Raw genomic sequence first — 16,558 nt, forward strand, 5'->3', positions numbered from 1 at the left:
ATCAGAGTCCCCAGGAGGCCCGCAGCGAAGCGAGGGCGTCGTGGAAGCCGGGGAACGTCTTCTTCACGCAACCCGGGTCGTCCAGCGTGATCCCCGGCGTCCGCAGCCCCGTGACACTGAACGCCATCGCGATCCGGTGGTCCCGCCGGCACTTCACCAGGGTCCCGGTCGGCACACCCGGCTGGATCTCGATCCAGTCCCGCCCGGTCTCGACCGAAACGCCCATCGCGCGCAGGTTCTCCTCGCAGGCCGCGAGCCGGTCGCATTCCTTGATCCGCGTGTTGTAGACGTCCTCGATCCGCACCGGCCCGTCCGCGAACGGCGCGATGGCCGCGAGCGTCGGCACGGTGTCGGAGATGTCGCGCATGGTCACTGTGACGCCGCGCAGCCCGCCCGTCCCGGTCACGGTCACGGCGTCCGGGCCAACCTCGACGTCCGCGCCCATCTGCCGTAGGACCTCGACGAAGGCCAGATCTCCTTGCAGGGCACCGTCACCCAGGCCCGGCACGGTCACCGAGTTGCCGGTCAGGGCGGCGGCAGCGAAGAAGTAGCTGGACGTCGAAGCGTCGGGCTCGATCTCGTAGTGGCAAGCCCGGTACGGCGTGGGCGGCACGACGAACGTGTCGCCGTCCCGGACGACCTCGACGCCGAAGCGCCGCATCATCGCGATGGTGATCTCGACGTAGGGCACCGAAACGAGGTCCGTCACGGTGATCCGCAGTCCCTCGGCGGTCAGCGGCCCGACCAGCAGCAACGCGGTCAGGAACTGGGAGGACAGCCCAGCGTCCAGCGTCAGTTCCCCGCCCTTGATCCCGTCGGCCCGCACGACCAGCGGATGGTGGCCCGGCGAGCCTTCGAAGGTCAGGTCGACACCCAGCTCCCGCAACGCGTCGGTCAGCGGCCCCAGCGGCCGGGCGCGCATCTGCTCGGAGGCGTCGAAGCGGAAGGTGCCGTGCCCGGCGGCGGCCAGCGCGGGCAGGAACCGCGCGGTGGTGGCGCCGTCGCGGCAGAAGACGTCGGCGCTGTCGACGGCGGGGCCCTCGGGCCTGCCATCGATCGTCCACTCCCCGTCGGTGCGGGAGACCTGATAGCCGAGCTTGAGAAGGCCTTCGGCGAAGCCCTCGGAGTCATCCGAGCGCAGCGGCCTGCCCAGCACGGTCGTCCCGTGGGCGGCGGCCGCGAGGAACAGGCCTCGGGCGGTGATCGACTTCGAACCGGGGATGTCGACGATGGTCACGGCGTGAGCATACGGCGTGCTCGAACGGCGAACTCACGTGATCAGAGGGCGAACTCGCGTGATTGAAGGCGTAACTCAGGAAGCGCGCGGGAGGCGGCGCCCGGGCGGGGCCGATTCGAGCCAGGAGAGGAAACCGGTGAGGGCACCGGGGCCCATCGCGATCTCGATCGCCTCCTGCGTGGCGGACTCACATCGCAGGACGATCGAACCTTCGGGGACGGCGTACGCCTCCGTGCCGGAGGGATCGCGCCGGTCCGCGATCTCCATACTCGCCCGCTGGAAGACCCGGTCCGGGCCGGTCCGCAGGCTCCACACGCGGAACCAGACGAACTCGTCGCCCTCGTAGCGGCCCAGCCCCAGATGCCAGCTGGACCGCGCCTCGTCCGGACGCCACCGCAGGGCGACACTCACGCCACCACCGCGGCGCATCCGGACCCACCGCAACGAATACCAGGCCACGACGACGGCCAGGATGGTCAGGGCCCCGAGAACACCCACGGCGATTTCCACGGCCCGGCCCCTGTCCTTCGCCCGGTCAGACTGACTGACCGGCCGCGCGAAGCTGGGCGGTCGCCCTAGCCCGCTCTTGCTCGTCTTCGCCGCTCAGCGCCTTCTTGGCCGCATCGACGTCGATCTCGTCCGAAAGCTCCGCGCTCTCGGCGAGGATGCTCACGCCGGTCGCGGTGACCGACAGGAACCCGCCGTGCACCGCGGCGGTCACGGTCTCGCCGTCCGTGGTCGTCACCTTCACGACGCCACCCTCGACGAGCTGGCCGAGAACCGGCTCGTGACCGGCCATGATGCCGATCTCGCCCTCGGTGGTCTGCGCCACCACGAACGTGGCGGTACCGGACCACAGACGGCGCTCGACGGCTACCAGCTCGACAGAAATCTCAGCCACGTAGCTTCCCTTCACCTCAGGTGCTGGCACCGAGTGTAATAGTCAAAGTTCCCTGTATGCGAACGACGGGACCAGCGTCCACAGTAGACACTGATCCCGCCGCTCATCGGAACATCACTTCTTGGTGATTTCCTTGTACTTCTTCTCGAGGTCTTCGAGGCCACCGATACCCAGGAACGCCTGCTCCGGGTAGTGGTCGAAGTCGCCCTTGGTGATGCGGTCGAAGGACTCGATGGTCTCCGACAGCGGCACGGTCGAGCCCGGCTGACCGGTGAACGCCTCGGCGACCAGCATGTTCTGCGACAGGAACCGCTCGATGCGGCGCGCGCGCTGAACGGTGAGCTTGTCCTCTTCCGAGAGCTCGTCCATACCGAGGATCGCGATGATGTCCTGCAGCTCCTTGTACTTCTGCAGGATCCGGATGACCTCGGAGGCCACGCGGTAGTGGTCCTCACCGACGATGGCCGGGTCGAGAATGGTCGACGTCGACGCCAGCGGGTCCACCGCCGGGAAGATGCCCTTCTGGAACACGCCACGGGAAAGCTCCGTGGTGGCGTCCAGGTGGGCGAACGTCGTCGCCGGGGCCGGGTCGGTGTAGTCGTCCGCGGGGACGTAGATCGCCTGCATCGAGGTGATCGAACGACCACGGGTCGAGGTGATCCGCTCCTGGAGCTGACCCATCTCGTCGGCCAGCGTCGGCTGGTAACCCACGGCCGAAGGCATGCGGCCCAGCAGGGTCGACACCTCGGAACCCGCCTGGGTGAACCGGAAGATGTTGTCGATGAAGAGCAGCACGTCCTGGTTCTGCACATCGCGGAAGTACTCCGCCATGGTCAGCGCGGACAGCGCGACCCGCATACGGGTGCCCGGCGGCTCGTCCATCTGACCGAAGACGAGGGCGGTGTCGTTGATGACGCCGTCCTCGGACATCTCCAGGAAGAGGTCGTTGCCCTCACGGGTGCGCTCGCCGACACCGGCGAACACCGACGTACCACCGAAGTTCCGGGCGACACGGGTGATCATCTCCTTGATGAGCACCGTCTTGCCCACGCCGGCACCGCCGAACAGGCCGATCTTGCCACCCTGCACGTACGGGGTCAGCAGGTCGACGACCTTGAGGCCGGTCTCCAGCATCTCCGTCTTGCCTTCGAGCTGGTCGAAGGAGGGCGGGTTGCGGTGGATGCCCCAGCGCTCGAGGTCATCGCCGTAGCCGGGCTCGTCCAGGCACTCGCCGAGCGCGTTGTAGACGTGGCCCTTGACCTTGTCGCCGACCGGCACCGTGATGGGGCCGCCGGTGTCGGTGACCTCGGCGCCACGGACGAGGCCGTCCTGCGGCTGGAGCGAAATGGTGCGGACGAGGTTGTCACCGAGGTGGCTGGCGACCTCGAGCGTCACCGTCTTGCGGAGCTGCTCGAACTCGATTTCGACCTTGAGCGCGTTGAACTGGTCGGGAACGGAACCGCGCGGGAATTCGACGTCGACGACCGGGCCGGTCACCGAGACGATGCGCCCCTTGGCACGGGCTTCAGTACTGGTCATCAGTCATCACTTCCTGCTGCGGTGAGAGCGTTCGCCCCACCGACGATTTCGGAGATCTCCTGGGTGATCTGCGCCTGGCGGGCCTGGTTCGCCTCCCGCGTCAGCGTGTTCACCAGTTCGTTCGCGTTGTCCGACGCCGCCTTCATCGCGGTGCGGCGGGCCGCGAGTTCGGACGCCGCCGACTCGAGCATCGCCGCGAAGAGCCGCGTGTTGATGTACTTCGGCAGCAACGCGGCGAGCAGCTTGTCGGCGCTGGGCTCGAACTCGTAGCTCGGGAGCAGGCTGTCGGGCTTCTCCTCTTCGCCCTCGGTGTACTCGACCTCGAGCGGCGCGACGCGCTTGGCGACGGGACGCTGGGTGAGCATCGAGACGAACTCGGTGTAGACGACGTGGATCTCGTCGACACCCAGGATGCCGTCGGCGTTGCCCGCCTCGTCGTCGGCGCCGTTCAGGAACGACTCGACGATGAGCTCACCGGCCTCCGCGGCGTTGACGTAACCGGGCTGGTCGGAGAATCCCGTCCAGCTTTCGGCCACCTCACGCCCGCGGAACCGGTAGAAGCTCAGGCCCTTGTTGCCGGTCACGTACAGCACCGGCTCCTTGCCCTGCTCACGCAGCAGCGTGAGGAGCTCCTCGGTCGCCTTCAGCACGTTGGAGTTGTACCCACCGCACTGACCCTTGTCGCTGGTGATCACGAGGACCGCCGCGCGCTTCGGGTTCGGACGCTCGACCAGCAACGGGTGGTCGAGGTTCGCCGAGGCTCCGGCCAGGGCCGAGAGCACGTTCGTGATCTCGTCCGAGTACGGCCGGGAAGCCGCGACCTTCGCCCGCGCCTTGGTGATGCGCGCGGTGGCGATGAGCTCCATCGCCTTGGTGATCTTGCCGATGGACTTGGTCGCCTTGATACGCGACCGGAGTTCTCGGAGTTGTGCGGCCATGAGCTATCAGCTCACTTCTTCGGGGCGGGCTTGTTGACCTTGACGGTCTCCTGCCCGACCTTCTCGGCGTCCATCGCGTCGGAGACCTCGACCAGGCTCTTGCCCTCGGAGGTGGTGAACTCCTTCTTGAACTCGTTCACCGCGTCGACCAGCCCGGAAGCGGTCTCCTTGGAGAACTTGCCCGACTCGCGGATGTCCTTGAGGAGCTCTCCGTGCTTGCGACGCGCGGAGTCGACGAACTCGTCGCGGAAGCGACGCACGTCCTCGGTGGGAACGGTGTCGAAGTGACCGTTCGTGCCGAGGTACACCGTGACGACCTGCTCCTCGACCGGGATCGGCGAGTACTGCGGCTGCTTGAGCACCTCGTACAGACGGGCACCACGCTCGAGCTGCGCCTTCGACGCGTCGTCGAGGTCCGAGGCGAAGGCCGCGAAGGCCTCCAGCTCGCGGTACTGCGACAGGTCGATACGGAGCGAACCCGAAACGTCCTTCATCGCCTTGACCTGCGCGGCACCACCCACGCGGGAAACCGAGATACCCACGTCGATGGCCGGGCGCTGACCGGCGTTGAACAGGTCCGACTGGAAGAAGCACTGACCGTCGGTGATCGAAATGACGTTCGTCGGGATGTAGGCCGACACGTCGTTCGCCTTGGTCTCGATGATCGGGAGACCGGTCAGCGAGCCCGCGCCCAGCTCGTCCGAGAGCTTCGCGCAACGCTCGAGGAGACGGGAGTGCAAGTAGAAGACGTCGCCGGGGAAGGCTTCACGGCCCGGCGGGCGACGCAGCAGCAGCGAGATCGCGCGGTACGCGTCGGCCTGCTTGGTCAGGTCGTCGAACACGATGAGGACGTGCTTGCCCTCGTACATCCAGTGCTGGCCGATGGCCGAGCCGGTGTACGGCGCGATCCACTTGAAGCCGGCGGAGTCCGACGCGGGGGCCGCGACGATGGTGGTGTACTCCATCGCTCCGGCGTCCTCGAGGGACTTCTTCACCGCGGCGATCGTGGAGCCCTTCTGGCCGACCGCGACGTAGATGCAGCGAACCTGCTTCTTCGGGTCGCCGGTCTCCCAGTTGGCCTTCTGGTTGATGATCGTGTCCACCGCGACGGCCGTCTTACCGGTCTTGCGGTCACCGATGATCAGCTGACGCTGGCCACGGCCGATCGGCGTCATCGCGTCGATGGCGGTGATACCGGTCTGCAGCGGCTCCGACACCGGCTGGCGCTCGACCACCGAAGCGGCCTTGACCTCCAGCGGGCGGCGGTCGGTGGTCTCGATCTCGCCGAGGCCGTCGATCGGGGCGCCCAGCGGGTTCACGACCCGGCCGAGGTAGCCCTCGCCGACCGGAACCGAGAGGACCTGACCGGTCCGCTTGACTTCCTGGCCTTCGACGACGGTCTCGAAGTCGCCGAGGATCGCGGCACCGATGGAGCGCGCGTCCAGGTTCAGCGCCACGCCGAGGACCCCGCCGGGGAACTCGAGCAGCTCGTTGGCCATCGCCGAGGGAAGACCCTCGATGTGGGCGATACCGTCACCGGCGTCGACGACGACGCCGACCTCTTCCCGGCTCACGTCCGGGGCGTAACTCGAGACGTAGTTCTCGATCGCGCTACGGATCTCATCCGAGGAGATCGTCAGCTCCGCCATTTCGTTCCCGCTCTCGCTTCGTTCGTGCCAGTGTGCAAAGTCGTTGTTGTGGGTTCAGCCGGCCAACCGGCGACGCAGGGCGTCGATGCGCCCCGCGGTGCTGCCGTCGATGACCTCGTCGCCGACGCGGACGACGAGTCCGCCGCCGAGTGACGGGTCGACCTCGACGTGCAGCGCGAGCTGCCGCCCGTAAAGGGCGTTGAGCTTCTCGCTCAGCCGAGCCTGCTGTTCGTCGGACAGCGCGCTCGCGCTGGTCACCCGGGCGACCGAACGTTCACGGCGTTCCGCGGCCAGCTGGACCAGCTCTTCGAGGGCGTTGCCGACCCCACGGCCCTTGGCGCGCAGGACGACCTGCTCGACGAGGGTCTTGGTGACCACGTCCACCTTGTCGGCGAACAGGGTGCGGACCAGGGTCCGCTTCGCCTCCGCGGGGGCGGTCAGGTCGGCCAGTGCCCGTTCGAGCTCCGGCTCACCCACGACGATTCGGCTGACCCGGAACAGCTGGTCTTCGACAGCGTCGATGTTCCCGGACTTCTCCGCACTGGTGAGCAGCGCCGAGCGGCCGAGGGCCTCGAGCCCGTCGGTCAGTTCGCGCGGGCTCGACCAGCGGCTGCCCGCCACGGAGTCGAGCACCTGCAGGGCCGGCTCGGAAACCTTGCCCGCGAGGATCCCGCGGGCGAGGCCGATCCGGGCTTCGGACGAGGCCGAACCGTCGGCGACGGCCCGGCGCAGGCCGATCTCCCGGTCCAGCAGGGCGACGACCGAAAGCAGCTCGTCGCCGACCGTCGCCGGGTCCGTACCCGCGGCGGCCAGAACCTCGCCGAGACGCTTCTCGGCGAGGTCGAGCGCTTCACGGCTCGCAGCATGCAGCGTCATTCTGGTCTACTTCCCCGCTCCGTTGGAGGCGCCCGCGGTCTCCAGCTCGGCAAGGAACCGGTCCACGGTGCCGTGACGGCGCGCGTCGTCCGCGAGCGACTCGCCGACGATGCGGCTGGCCAGCTCGACGGAGTTACGGCCGAGTTCGGCGCGCAGCTCGGCGATGATCTGCGCCTTCTGGGCCTGCAGCTGAGCCTGGCCCTGGGCGACGATGCGCTGGGACTCGGACTCCGCCTCGGCCCGCAGCTCCGCCTTGATCTGCTCGGCTTCGAGCCGGGCGTCGTCGCGGATCTTCGCGGCCTCGGAACGGGCTTCCGCCAGCTGCGCCTTGTACTGCGCAAGGTTTTCTTCGGCTTCGGCCTGAGCCTTTTCGGCCCGCTCGATGCCGCCCTCGATCAGCTTCGTCCGCTCTTCGTAGGTCGCCTCGAAACGAGGGACCACGTACTTCTTCAGAACGAACAGCAGCAGAAGGAAGGCGATGAACCCGAGGATGAGCTCGGGAACGTGCGGCACGATCGGGTTGGGCGCCTCGGCGGCCAACACCAATTCGGTCTTCAGCACAACGTCTCCTTAAGCGATGAGCGGAACTCAGCCCTAGGCGGAGGCGAGGAAGTAGATGACGATACCGATCAGCGCGAGCACCTCGGTCAGCACGAAGGTCGAGAAGGCGATGCCCTGGAGCTTGCCCTGGGCCTCCGGCTGACGGGCGGTTCCGTTGATGACCGCGGCGAAGATGAGACCCACACCGATACCGGGGCCGATCGCGCCGAGGCCGTAACCGATGGCGGCAAGACCCTTGTTGATGCTGACGGCCTCGGTGGCGGCCTGCGCAAGAACGATGTTGCTCACGTGCGTTTCCCTTCAAACTCGGTCCGCGCGACTCACGCGGATCGGGGGCTTTTGGTGTTTCTCAGTGCTCCGACGCCAGTGCGGCGCCGATGTACCCTGCGGACAGCAGCGCGAAGATGTACGCCTGCAGGATCTGGATGAATGCCTCCAGGAAGGTCATCGCGATGGCGAAGAGGAATGCCACCGGTGACGCGACCTTCACGAGTCCTTCGCCCTCGGTCAGCAGGAAACTCCCGCCGAGCGTGAAGACCATGATGATGAGGTGCCCGGCGAACATCGCCGCGAAGACTCGGATGGCCAGGGTGGCCGGCGCGATGAAGAACTTCTGCGCGAACTCGATGGTGGAGTACAGCGGCAGAACGAATCCGGGAATACCCGCCGGAGCCAGTTCCTTCTTGAGGTAACCCTTGAAACCGTGGCGCTTGAACCCGACGTAGTGGTACACCGGGTAAACGACGAGGAACGCGAGGGCGACCGGGAAGCCGATTCGCGCCATGGTCGGGAACTGGAAGAACGGGATGATCCCGAAGAGGTTGTTCACCAGCACGAAGCTGAACAGCCCCAGGATCAGCGGAATGAACGGCTTGAAGTCGGCCGATCCGATCTGCTCACGCGCGATGTTGTTACGGCCGAAGTTGTAAATGCTTTCGGCGATGAACTGTCCCTTGCCGGGGACGACCTTGAGGCGGCGCGACGTCACCATGAAGTAGGTGACGATGATGATCAGGGAGATGACCACCAGCAGCATCGGCTTGGTGAAGCTCAACCAATAGCCGGAACCGAACAACGGCGGCAGGTTGAAGTCTTTGACACCAGGCGGCGCGAACTCCGCACCCTCGGCTAGTACCAGCGCGCCCACTGGGCTCCTTCCGGTTCTCCCGGCCGGCGTTCACTCCGCCGGGGGAATCGTCACGATCTGGACTTAACGTACCCGACACGTATCGGGCCGTCGGAGGCGGCCACCCCACGATGTGCTGAACACGGCTTCACGTTCCGCACACGAGGATTCTCGATGCAGTGCTCCCGGGAGACAGACGCCTACCAGCGGGTAAGGGGACGATTCAACGCCGTCGCCACACTGCTGTTCGGGGTTCGTCATCAGGAGCCGGCAGCCGAGGCCGCCGCCCATACGCGGACCATATCAGCAGGTTCCGACGGGCCGTACAGGCGTACTACATTGCCCCCGATCGGCCGAGGACCTAGGTCCCGCCCCAGGTCAGGACCTCGGTCCCGCGCTCAGCGGGAAGCGGGGATGATCGTCGGGATCTTGGTCTTGCGGAAGGCCGCGAACTCCACCGCGGCGGCCACGAGGATCGCGACGATCATGGTGACACCCAAGGCCATCGGGTGGATCGAGCTCACTCCGCGCAGCAGAGTCAGCGCCCCGAAAAGAAGGACGATCTTGAGCACGTAACCACCGAGAGCGATCACCATCACGAACATCGGGTCCATGCCCGCGCTGAAGCGCATCAGGCCCAGCGTCGCGAGAGCGGACACGATGGCGAGCACGCCGCCGACGACCGAGCCGAGCAGGCCCGGGAGTCCATTGAGGATGGTGAACACCACGATGCAGATCAGCACCGCGGGCGGAACCAGCTTCAGGGAAGCCTTCGTCATCGCGTTGGCCGCCTGCAGGACCACCTTGGCGTGAGGGTTCTCCTCCGCCTCGACGGTCTTCTCGGTCTCGCTCACAGAAAACTCCCTGGTCGTCTCAGCCCGCCAGTGTAGGCCCGTGCCGCTCGCGGCGTTCAGACGGTCCGGTTCCGCGACCGCAGCCTCGGCACGATCGACACCAGGGTCGCCAGCAGGAAACCGAAACCGACGATCCAGAAGACCGCGGCGCTGTCGAACAGCGTGACCGAAACGGCGCCGAACGCGAGCAGGCCTGCCCACAAGTAGATGAGCAGCACCGCGCGGCGCTGGGAGTGGCCGATCTCCAGCAGGCGGTGGTGCAGGTGCATCTTGTCCGCGGCGAACGGGCTCTCGCCGCGCCGGGTGCGGCGGACGACCGCCATGATCAGGTCGAGCATCGGCACGAACAGCACCGCGGCGACCACGACGAGCGGCGAGAGCAGCGCGAGCGCGTCCTTGCCGCTGAACTGCGGGTACGGCACGCGGCCCGACGCGGACGTCGTCGCGCCGGCCAGCATGAGACCGATCATCATCGAACCCGAGTCGCCCATGAAGATCTTCGCGGGCTGGAAGTTGTACGGCAGGAAACCGAGACAGGCCCCGGCGAGCGTGGCGGCGATGAGGGCGGGCGGGTACGCGCCGACGTCGCCACCCGAGGAATCGAGCAGGCCGAGGGAGAAGGAGCACGTCGCCGCGGCGGCGATGAAGCCGAGGCCGCCGGCGAGCCCGTCGAGGCCGTCGACGAAGTTCATCGCGTTCACCATGACGACCACCAGCACGACGGTCAGCAGCGCGCCCTGGTTCTTGTCCAGCACCAGCACCTGGCCGAAGGACTCGCCACCGCCGCCCCACGGCACCCAGAACGACACCCACTGCACACCGAAGATCACCAGGATCCCGGCGCACATGACCTGGCCCGCCAGTTTCGTCCAGGCGTCCAGCTCGAATCGGTCGTCGAGGGCGCCGATCAGGGAGATCACGCCCGCGGCGAGCAGGACGCCCAGCGAATCGAAGGAGAAGTCGAAACCTCGGCTCAACGCGGGCAACTGGTGCGCGAGCCCCATCGCGGCGGCGACGCCGAGGAAGATCCCGATGCCGCCCATCCGCGGGATCGGCGTGACGTGGACGTCGCGGGCCCGCGGGTTGGCGATCGCGCCGATCCGGATCGCGACCCGGCGCACGACGCCGGTGAGCAGGAAGGTCACGGCCGCCGCGGTGAGGGCGACGAGGAGGTACTCCCGGATCGGGAGGCCTTGCGTAGGAGGCATGATGCGTTACGCCGCCGAGGTCCAAGTCACTCGAACACGCTACCGCGCTGGGGGGATACCGCGGCCAACGGTCCTAGGCCAGTGACTCCGCGGGCACGCCCAGTACTTCCGCGACGGCGGCGCGGCTGACCGCGCCCTCCCGCAGGATGACCGGGTCGTCGCCGGTGAGATCGACCATCGTGGACGGAACGGGCTCCCCGGTGGAGCCGCCGTCGAGGTACACCGCGACGCTGTCGCCGAGCTGATCGACGGCTTCTTGCGCGGTCGAGGCGGGCGGCTGCCCGGAGACGTTGGCGCTCGAGACGGCCATCGGGCCGACGTCACGCAGCAGTTCCAGCGCGACCGGGTGCAGCGGCATCCGCAGCATCACCGTTCCGCGTGACTGGCCGAGATCCCACTGCAGGCTCGGCGCGTGCGGCAGGACGATAGAGAGGTCGCCGGGCCAGAAGGCCTCGATGAGCGCGCGGGCCTGCGGCGGCGTACCGAGCACGAGTCCGTCCACAGTGGACCAGGAGCCGACCAGGACACCGACCGGCATGTCCGGGCCGCGGTTCTTGGCCCGGAGGAGCGACTGGACGGCGCCGCCGTCGAAGGCGTCCGCGCCGATGCCGTAGACCGTGTCCGTCGGGAGGACGACGAGACGGCTGGAACGCACGGCGCTCGCCGCCGCGGCGAGGCCGTCGGCCCGGGATTCATGCTTGCTGCAGTCGTACACCGCGCTCATGGCCCTTGAGCCTAGCCCGGGGGCTGAAGGGCCCTTTCCCCGCATGCGATGCACCGAAAGGGCCCTTCGCCGCGTGGCATGCGGCGAAGGGCCCCTTCAGCAACCGTCAGAAGGCGAAAGCGGTGCAGAACGACGTCGCCGTCTTCGCCGGGTCCGCGATCGACGTCGCGGTCAGCTTGATGTGCGCGACGTGGTCACCGCCCGCGGCCCGTTTGGCGTGCGCCGTCGCCGAAGACCGCCCGCCGAACGGGACGGTGGACAGCTCGTTCGGCAGCCGCACCTCCCAGCCCTTGGCGTTGGTGGACGCGCTCAGGCGGTAGGTGTCGGTGTTGAACGGCGCCGCCGCGCCCTTCGCGTCACCGGTGTTGAGCACCGGGAACGAGCAGCTCGCGAGCCCCTGCTTGGCGAACGCCGGGGCCGACGGCCACAGCGAAACACCCCTGGCCCGCGAGCCCGCGCCGTCGAGCGAAGCCACCGTGACGACGTAGGACAGCACGCCCTTGCGGTCGCGCTCGACGTCAGAGACGAGGAACTTCAGCCTGTTCGCCTCGTCGGTGTACTCGTACTTGCTCGCGGAACCGGTGCCCGCCTTGAACGCCGCGTCGTTGAGCTGGCGGTAGTCGCCGATGGTGATCGGCACCGCGGTGCCGTCCGGTTTCTTGTAGTCGGTCATACCGATGTCGGCCGGATTCGCGTCGACGATCCATTCGAACGGCGCGTTGTCCTGGTTCTTGGTCTTCGCGATGATGACCCCGGAATCGGGGGCGAAGGAATCACTGCCCATCCGGTCGACGACCTCGACCGTGTAATTGTGGTATCCGCCGCCGTCGCAGAACGGATCCTTCGACCGGTCGCATTTCGGCGAAAGGTCCCCGCCGGTCAGCGCGATGTTGATCCCGCTGTAGGCGCCCTGTCCCGGAAGGACGGAACGCGCCGTGACCCGTGCCGAAACCGGGCCGGTCTCGGCGAGCTGGTTCCGGTCGAGCTTCAGCACGTCCTCGGGGTCGATGATGTCGAGCTTCATCTTGGTGCGCAGCATGTGATGCGAACCCATCGAGCCGCCTTGCGTCGCCGGGATCTGCCAGCGCGTGTGCGGTCCGCCGGGGCCGTTGAAGCTGCCGCGCGACATCATCTCCCACGGACCGGTGTAGGTCCTGGAAGGCGGCGTGCCGAACGGGTTGTTGTAATTGTCACCGATACCGAGGATATGGCTCAATTCGTGCGCATAAACCGCCTGACCCGAGCTTTCGGCCTGGGTCGAGGAACCGGTGACCGCGTTCGGCCAGATACTCGCCGCCGATTTCCACGACGTCCACGGAACGTACCGGGTGGACGCGGCGTTCGGCATTCCCGCGACACCGGGGCCGAATTCGTCGGGCACGTTCCCCGGCTCGCCGAACTTCATCACGCCGAATTCCTGCCAGGTCGCGCTCTCGTCCTGACCGGCGGAGAGATAGAAGATGAAGTCGAACTGCTTGGAGACGTCACCCACGTCCGCCCGCCAGGCGGCGCCCGCGTCCGCGCGCAGGTCACGCTTGCAGTTCGCGCCCGGCGGACAGGCGTCGGGCTGGAACTCCATGCCGTATTCGAAGGACTTGCCGGGCAGCCGGTACGGCCCGAACGCGGTCAGCTCGACGCCCATCCGGCCGCCGGAGTCCTCCATCCAGTACTCGTTGATGGTGTGGCCCTGGTTCAGCGCCTGCGGTTTGTTGAGGAAGTCCTGGTAGAACTTCGCGACGTTCGCGCGGGGGATGTTACTGGCGGCGGGGCCGGGGTTGCCGAACACCGTCGAATGCGTCGGCTGCGTGACCGCGAACTCCTGATCGGGGTAGTCCGCGAGCACCACGGCGCCCTTGAACGTCCGCTTCGTCGGCTTCAGCGAAGGATCGGCCCAGTTGGTGCCGGGCGGCTTGCGGTAGTCGTCCCACGTCATGTGGTCCTGGTTCTCCCAGGTCGACCCGTCGATGGGGGCGGGCCAGCCTTTCACCGGCACCGCGGCGGACGCGGGTTGGGCGACCAGACCCGGCAGCAGCGCGACGGTGGCGAGGACGGCGAGTGTTCTGAGTGGGGCTCGTCGGAGAGACGATCGCATCGGGGTACACCTCCCAGTCGGACCGCCGATGAGGCGGCCGTGATCGACGTTAGGAGGTGGGCTTTGCCGTGGGCACCGCCGGAAGTCGTGAGTCTCGCTAACTATCCCCCGAGTACCGCATCCAGAGGACGAAATGCACGGGTTCAGGAGACCCGCAGGGCGGTGACGAACCGCGGCCGTCCGGCGAGATCGAGGTGTCCCTGGACGTCGGTGAGCACCCGTCGCGCCCGCACGAGCGCCGGGACGGCGGAACCGTGCGTGTCGTCGTGCTCGATCGCCATCCCGCCGGTGGGCCGCAGCAGGCGCGCGGCCGCGGCGATCGCGTGCCGGATCACCGCCAGCCCGCTCTCCTCCGCGAACACCGCCCGCGGCGGGTCGTGCTCCGCGACCTCCGTCGGCACGGGCGTGCCTTCGGGGACGTACGGCGGATTGCACAGGACCAGGTCGACGAGCCCGTCGAGCTCGGCGAACATCGTGCTGTCCGCGACGTCGCCGGAGTACAGGCGGATGGGCGTGTCCCCCGCGTCGGCGTGGACGTCCGCGTTGTGCCGGGCCCACGCGAGCGCCTGCGCGTCGATGTCGACCGCGTAGACGACGGCGTCCGGCCGCGCGTGCTGCACGGCCAGCGCCAGCGCGCCCGATCCCGTGCACAGGTCGACCACCACCGGATACTCGCGCCCGTGCAGCAGTTTGAGGCCCCATTCCAGGAGCAGTTCGGTCTCCGGCCGCGGCACGAACACCCCGGCGCCGACGTTGACCGTGATGTCGCCGAGCGCGGCCCAGCCGGTGAGGTACTGCAACGGGATCCGTTTGGCCCGCTGGTTCACGAGCTGGCCGATCGCGTCGATGACGGGCGGGTCCACCAGCGGCACCATCGGCAGGCGGCCGCGTTCGACGCCGAGGACATGGGAGGCGATCAGTTCCGCGTCCGAACGCGGTGACGCCACACCGGCCTCGGTGAGGATGCGGGTCGCTTCCATGATGGCGAGGCGCAACGGCTGCCGGTTCACTGGTGTTCCTTCACAGAGTCAAGCCTGACACACGAGGCACGCGTGCCGGGGTCGATACACGCGGGCCCAGGGTATCGATTCCTTTCACCTGACCCGCCACGAGAGCGACGACAACGTCAGTGCCGCTTCGGCCACACGCCGCGCCAGGTCGGTCTGAAGGCTCTTCGTCGCCGAAGCGATCCACTCGTCCACGTTCCGTACACCGACATCGCGGTATTCGACGGCCTGAAGCAACATCTCCAGCTTGTCCGCGTCGCGCGCGTAGAGCGCCTCCGGACTCTCCGCGGACTCGTACTCGTCGACGGCGTCGCGCACCGAATCACGCGCCGCACCGGGAAGCGACGACGTCTGCGCGGCGGTGATCGCGCGCGGATCCGGCTTCTCGACGAAGCCCTTGATCGTGTGCGGAAGGTCTCCGGTCCGCGTCTCCTGTGTGTCGTGCCAGAGCGCGAGGTACGCCGCCTTCGCCGGGTCGGCGCCGCCCTCGGCCGCGAGCAGACCGGCCAGCTGGGCGACCCGGACGGTGTGCTCGGCGACCGATTCGGGATCGCGGACCCCCGCCTGCCACCACCCGGCCCGCCGGATCCGCTTGAGCACACCCAGTTCGAACCCGAATCTGGCCAGGGCTTCCACAGTTCTCCTACGCGTCGAGAGTGAGATATCCGGCCAGTGTCCCGCGCCGCCGCCGGAGGGTGTCGATGCGGTCGTCCATTTCGGCCAGTTCGCGCCGGATCTCCCCGACGACCGTGGGGCACAGGTCGAGTTCCGGCAGTTCGCCGTTCGCGCACGGCAGCACCTTCGCGATGACCTGCGTGCTCAGCCCGGCCGCGAGGAGCGCGCGGATCTGCCGCACGGTGGTGACCGCGTCTTCGTCGAAGCTGCGATAGCAGTTGGAGTCGCGCCGCGAGACCAGAAGCCCCTGTTCCTCGTAGTAGCGCAGCAGCCGCTGGCTCACGCCGGTCCGCCGGGACAGCTCGCCGATCAGCATGTGACCCCCGTCATCCGAGTTTGACCTTCACATCGATGTCAGTACCTAACGTCGACGGCATGACGAATCATTTCGCGCACGTCGTCCGCGGTTCCGGTCCCGGCCTGCTGCTCGCCCACGGCGGTGGCGGCAGTGTCGAGGGCAACTTCGGGAGCATCCTCGACGACCTCGCCCGCACCCACACCGTCGTCGGCCCCGACTACCCCGGCTCCGGGGCCACGCCGCGCAGCACCGAGCCACTGGACCTCGACGCCGTCGCGGACGAACTGGTCTCCATCGCCGTCGACGCCGGCCTCGAACGCTTCGCGATCCTCGGCTACTCGCTCGGCACCGGAGTCGCCGTCCGCGCCGCGACCCGGCACCCCGATCGGGTCACCGGGCTCATCCTGACCGCCGGGTTCACGAAACCGGACAACCGGCTCCTGCTGGCCGTCGACATCTGGCGCGAACTGCTGGGCGGCGATCGGAAGCTGCTGGCGAAGTTCCTCACCTTCGCCGCCACCGGCGAGAAGCACCTGAACGCGCTGACGCCCTCGGAGCTCGAAGCCGCCATCGAAGGACTCGCCGGATTCATCCCGGACGGCAGCCCCGAACACGTGGGCCTGGTCGCGAGCGTCGACACCCGCGCCGAACTGGCCGGGATCTCGGTCCCCACCCTCGTCATCGCCACGACACTCGACGGCCTCGCCCCGCCCGTCCACTCCCGCGAACTCGCGGCCGGGATCCCCGGCGCCGAACTGGTCGAGATCGAGGCCGGTCACGGTATCGGCACCGAGGCCCGCGACGAATGGCTCGGCGTGATCCAGAAGTTCCTCACCGGGAGCGTCGATCGGTAAGGGAACCGCGGCGGAGCCG

The 16,558-nt window shown here is 67.9% G+C and carries 18 protein-coding genes; 1 reads left to right on the forward strand and 17 read right to left on the reverse strand.

Going from position 1 to position 16,558, the window contains the following annotated elements:
- Position 1 precedes the first annotated feature (1 nt).
- The 17 genes from aroA to DMH01_RS04425 all read right to left on the reverse strand — a co-directional run bounded on the left by aroA (position 2) and on the right by DMH01_RS04425 (position 15,703).
- Positions 2-1,237: a 3-phosphoshikimate 1-carboxyvinyltransferase gene (gene aroA, locus DMH01_RS04345; RefSeq protein WP_125673799.1), complete on the reverse strand. Its 1,236-nt coding sequence runs from the start codon at positions 1,235-1,237 to the stop codon at positions 2-4.
- 75 nt (positions 1,238-1,312) lie between these two features.
- Entirely contained in the window at positions 1,313-1,747 is a 435-nt protein-coding gene (locus tag DMH01_RS04350; protein WP_039915170.1) for a DUF2550 domain-containing protein, read from the reverse strand.
- 25 nt (positions 1,748-1,772) lie between these two features.
- Positions 1,773-2,138: a F0F1 ATP synthase subunit epsilon gene (locus tag DMH01_RS04355; protein WP_044852809.1), complete on the reverse strand. Its 366-nt coding sequence runs from the start codon at positions 2,136-2,138 to the stop codon at positions 1,773-1,775.
- 114 nt (positions 2,139-2,252) lie between these two features.
- Positions 2,253-3,677 carry a F0F1 ATP synthase subunit beta gene (gene atpD / locus DMH01_RS04360; RefSeq protein WP_125673800.1) on the reverse strand — a complete coding sequence of 475 codons (1,425 nt, stop codon included), beginning with the start codon at positions 3,675-3,677 and terminating at the stop codon, positions 2,253-2,255.
- Positions 3,677-4,615, reverse strand: a complete 939-nt coding sequence (locus DMH01_RS04365; protein WP_125673801.1) for a F0F1 ATP synthase subunit gamma — start codon at positions 4,613-4,615, stop codon at positions 3,677-3,679. Before DMH01_RS04365 ends, atpD begins: the two co-directional genes overlap by 1 nt.
- An 11-nt stretch (positions 4,616-4,626) precedes the next feature.
- Positions 4,627-6,264 (reverse strand): F0F1 ATP synthase subunit alpha, encoded by a 1,638-nt coding sequence (gene atpA, locus DMH01_RS04370; RefSeq protein WP_125673802.1) that lies wholly within the window; start codon positions 6,262-6,264, stop codon positions 4,627-4,629.
- A gap of 54 nt (positions 6,265-6,318) precedes the next feature.
- Positions 6,319-7,140, reverse strand: a complete 822-nt coding sequence (locus DMH01_RS04375; protein ID WP_125673803.1) for a F0F1 ATP synthase subunit delta — start codon at positions 7,138-7,140, stop codon at positions 6,319-6,321.
- 6 nt (positions 7,141-7,146) lie between these two features.
- Complete coding sequence (locus DMH01_RS04380) at positions 7,147-7,701, reverse strand: F0F1 ATP synthase subunit B (RefSeq protein WP_125673804.1); 555 nt, start codon at positions 7,699-7,701, stop codon at positions 7,147-7,149.
- A gap of 33 nt (positions 7,702-7,734) precedes the next feature.
- Entirely contained in the window at positions 7,735-7,989 is a 255-nt protein-coding gene (locus DMH01_RS04385) for an ATP F0F1 synthase subunit C (RefSeq protein ID WP_063277150.1), read from the reverse strand.
- 61 nt (positions 7,990-8,050) lie between these two features.
- Entirely contained in the window at positions 8,051-8,848 is a 798-nt protein-coding gene (gene atpB, locus DMH01_RS04390) for a F0F1 ATP synthase subunit A (RefSeq protein ID WP_125673805.1), read from the reverse strand.
- Positions 8,849-9,225: 377 nt separating this feature from the next.
- Complete coding sequence (locus DMH01_RS04395; RefSeq protein ID WP_063277148.1) at positions 9,226-9,681, reverse strand: hypothetical protein; 456 nt, start codon at positions 9,679-9,681, stop codon at positions 9,226-9,228.
- A 56-nt stretch (positions 9,682-9,737) separates the two neighbouring features.
- Positions 9,738-10,889, reverse strand: coding sequence for a glycosyltransferase family 4 protein (locus DMH01_RS04400; protein WP_125673806.1), 1,152 nt, complete (start codon positions 10,887-10,889; stop codon positions 9,738-9,740).
- 73 nt (positions 10,890-10,962) lie between these two features.
- Positions 10,963-11,613: an L-threonylcarbamoyladenylate synthase gene (locus DMH01_RS04405; protein ID WP_125673807.1), complete on the reverse strand. Its 651-nt coding sequence runs from the start codon at positions 11,611-11,613 to the stop codon at positions 10,963-10,965.
- 106 nt (positions 11,614-11,719) lie between these two features.
- A complete protein-coding gene (locus tag DMH01_RS04410; protein ID WP_125673808.1) occupies positions 11,720-13,705 on the reverse strand; it encodes a M6 family metalloprotease domain-containing protein in 1,986 nt (661 codons plus the stop codon).
- 143 nt (positions 13,706-13,848) lie between these two features.
- Positions 13,849-14,715, reverse strand: coding sequence for a peptide chain release factor N(5)-glutamine methyltransferase (gene prmC / locus DMH01_RS04415; protein WP_034308966.1), 867 nt, complete (start codon positions 14,713-14,715; stop codon positions 13,849-13,851).
- Positions 14,716-14,799: 84 nt separating this feature from the next.
- A complete protein-coding gene (locus DMH01_RS04420) occupies positions 14,800-15,348 on the reverse strand; it encodes an HD family hydrolase (RefSeq protein ID WP_125673809.1) in 549 nt (182 codons plus the stop codon).
- A gap of 7 nt (positions 15,349-15,355) precedes the next feature.
- The gene (locus DMH01_RS04425; protein ID WP_125673810.1) at positions 15,356-15,703 is read right to left on the reverse strand and encodes a MerR family transcriptional regulator; all 348 of its coding nucleotides are present in this window, start codon (positions 15,701-15,703) and stop codon (positions 15,356-15,358) included.
- A gap of 59 nt (positions 15,704-15,762) precedes the next feature.
- Between DMH01_RS04425 and DMH01_RS04430 the strand changes: the two genes are divergently transcribed.
- The gene (locus DMH01_RS04430; protein ID WP_125673811.1) at positions 15,763-16,539 is read left to right on the forward strand and encodes an alpha/beta fold hydrolase; all 777 of its coding nucleotides are present in this window, start codon (positions 15,763-15,765) and stop codon (positions 16,537-16,539) included.
- Positions 16,540-16,558: the final 19 nt, after the last annotated feature.

It is taken from the genome of Amycolatopsis sp. WAC 04182 (assembly GCF_003947465.1).
Lineage (GTDB): Bacteria > Actinomycetota > Actinomycetes > Mycobacteriales > Pseudonocardiaceae > Amycolatopsis.

Excerpts from the sequence above, each read along its gene's own strand:
- atpD (WP_125673800.1), bottom strand. The coding sequence starts at position 3,677 with ATGACCAGTACTGAAGCCCGTGCCAAGGGGCGCATCGTCTCGGTGACC.
- DMH01_RS04365 (WP_125673801.1), bottom strand. The coding sequence starts at position 4,615 with ATGGCCGCACAACTCCGAGAACTCCGGTCGCGTATCAAGGCGACCAAG.
- atpA (WP_125673802.1), bottom strand. The coding sequence starts at position 6,264 with ATGGCGGAGCTGACGATCTCCTCGGATGAGATCCGTAGCGCGATCGAG.
- DMH01_RS04375 (WP_125673803.1), bottom strand. The coding sequence starts at position 7,140 with ATGACGCTGCATGCTGCGAGCCGTGAAGCGCTCGACCTCGCCGAGAAG.
- DMH01_RS04400 (WP_125673806.1), bottom strand. The coding sequence starts at position 10,889 with ATGCCTCCTACGCAAGGCCTCCCGATCCGGGAGTACCTCCTCGTCGCC.
- DMH01_RS04405 (WP_125673807.1), bottom strand. The coding sequence starts at position 11,613 with ATGAGCGCGGTGTACGACTGCAGCAAGCATGAATCCCGGGCCGACGGC.
- DMH01_RS04410 (WP_125673808.1), bottom strand. The coding sequence starts at position 13,705 with ATGCGATCGTCTCTCCGACGAGCCCCACTCAGAACACTCGCCGTCCTC.
- DMH01_RS04425 (WP_125673810.1), bottom strand. The coding sequence starts at position 15,703 with ATGCTGATCGGCGAGCTGTCCCGGCGGACCGGCGTGAGCCAGCGGCTG.
- DMH01_RS04430 (WP_125673811.1), top strand. The coding sequence starts at position 15,763 with ATGACGAATCATTTCGCGCACGTCGTCCGCGGTTCCGGTCCCGGCCTG.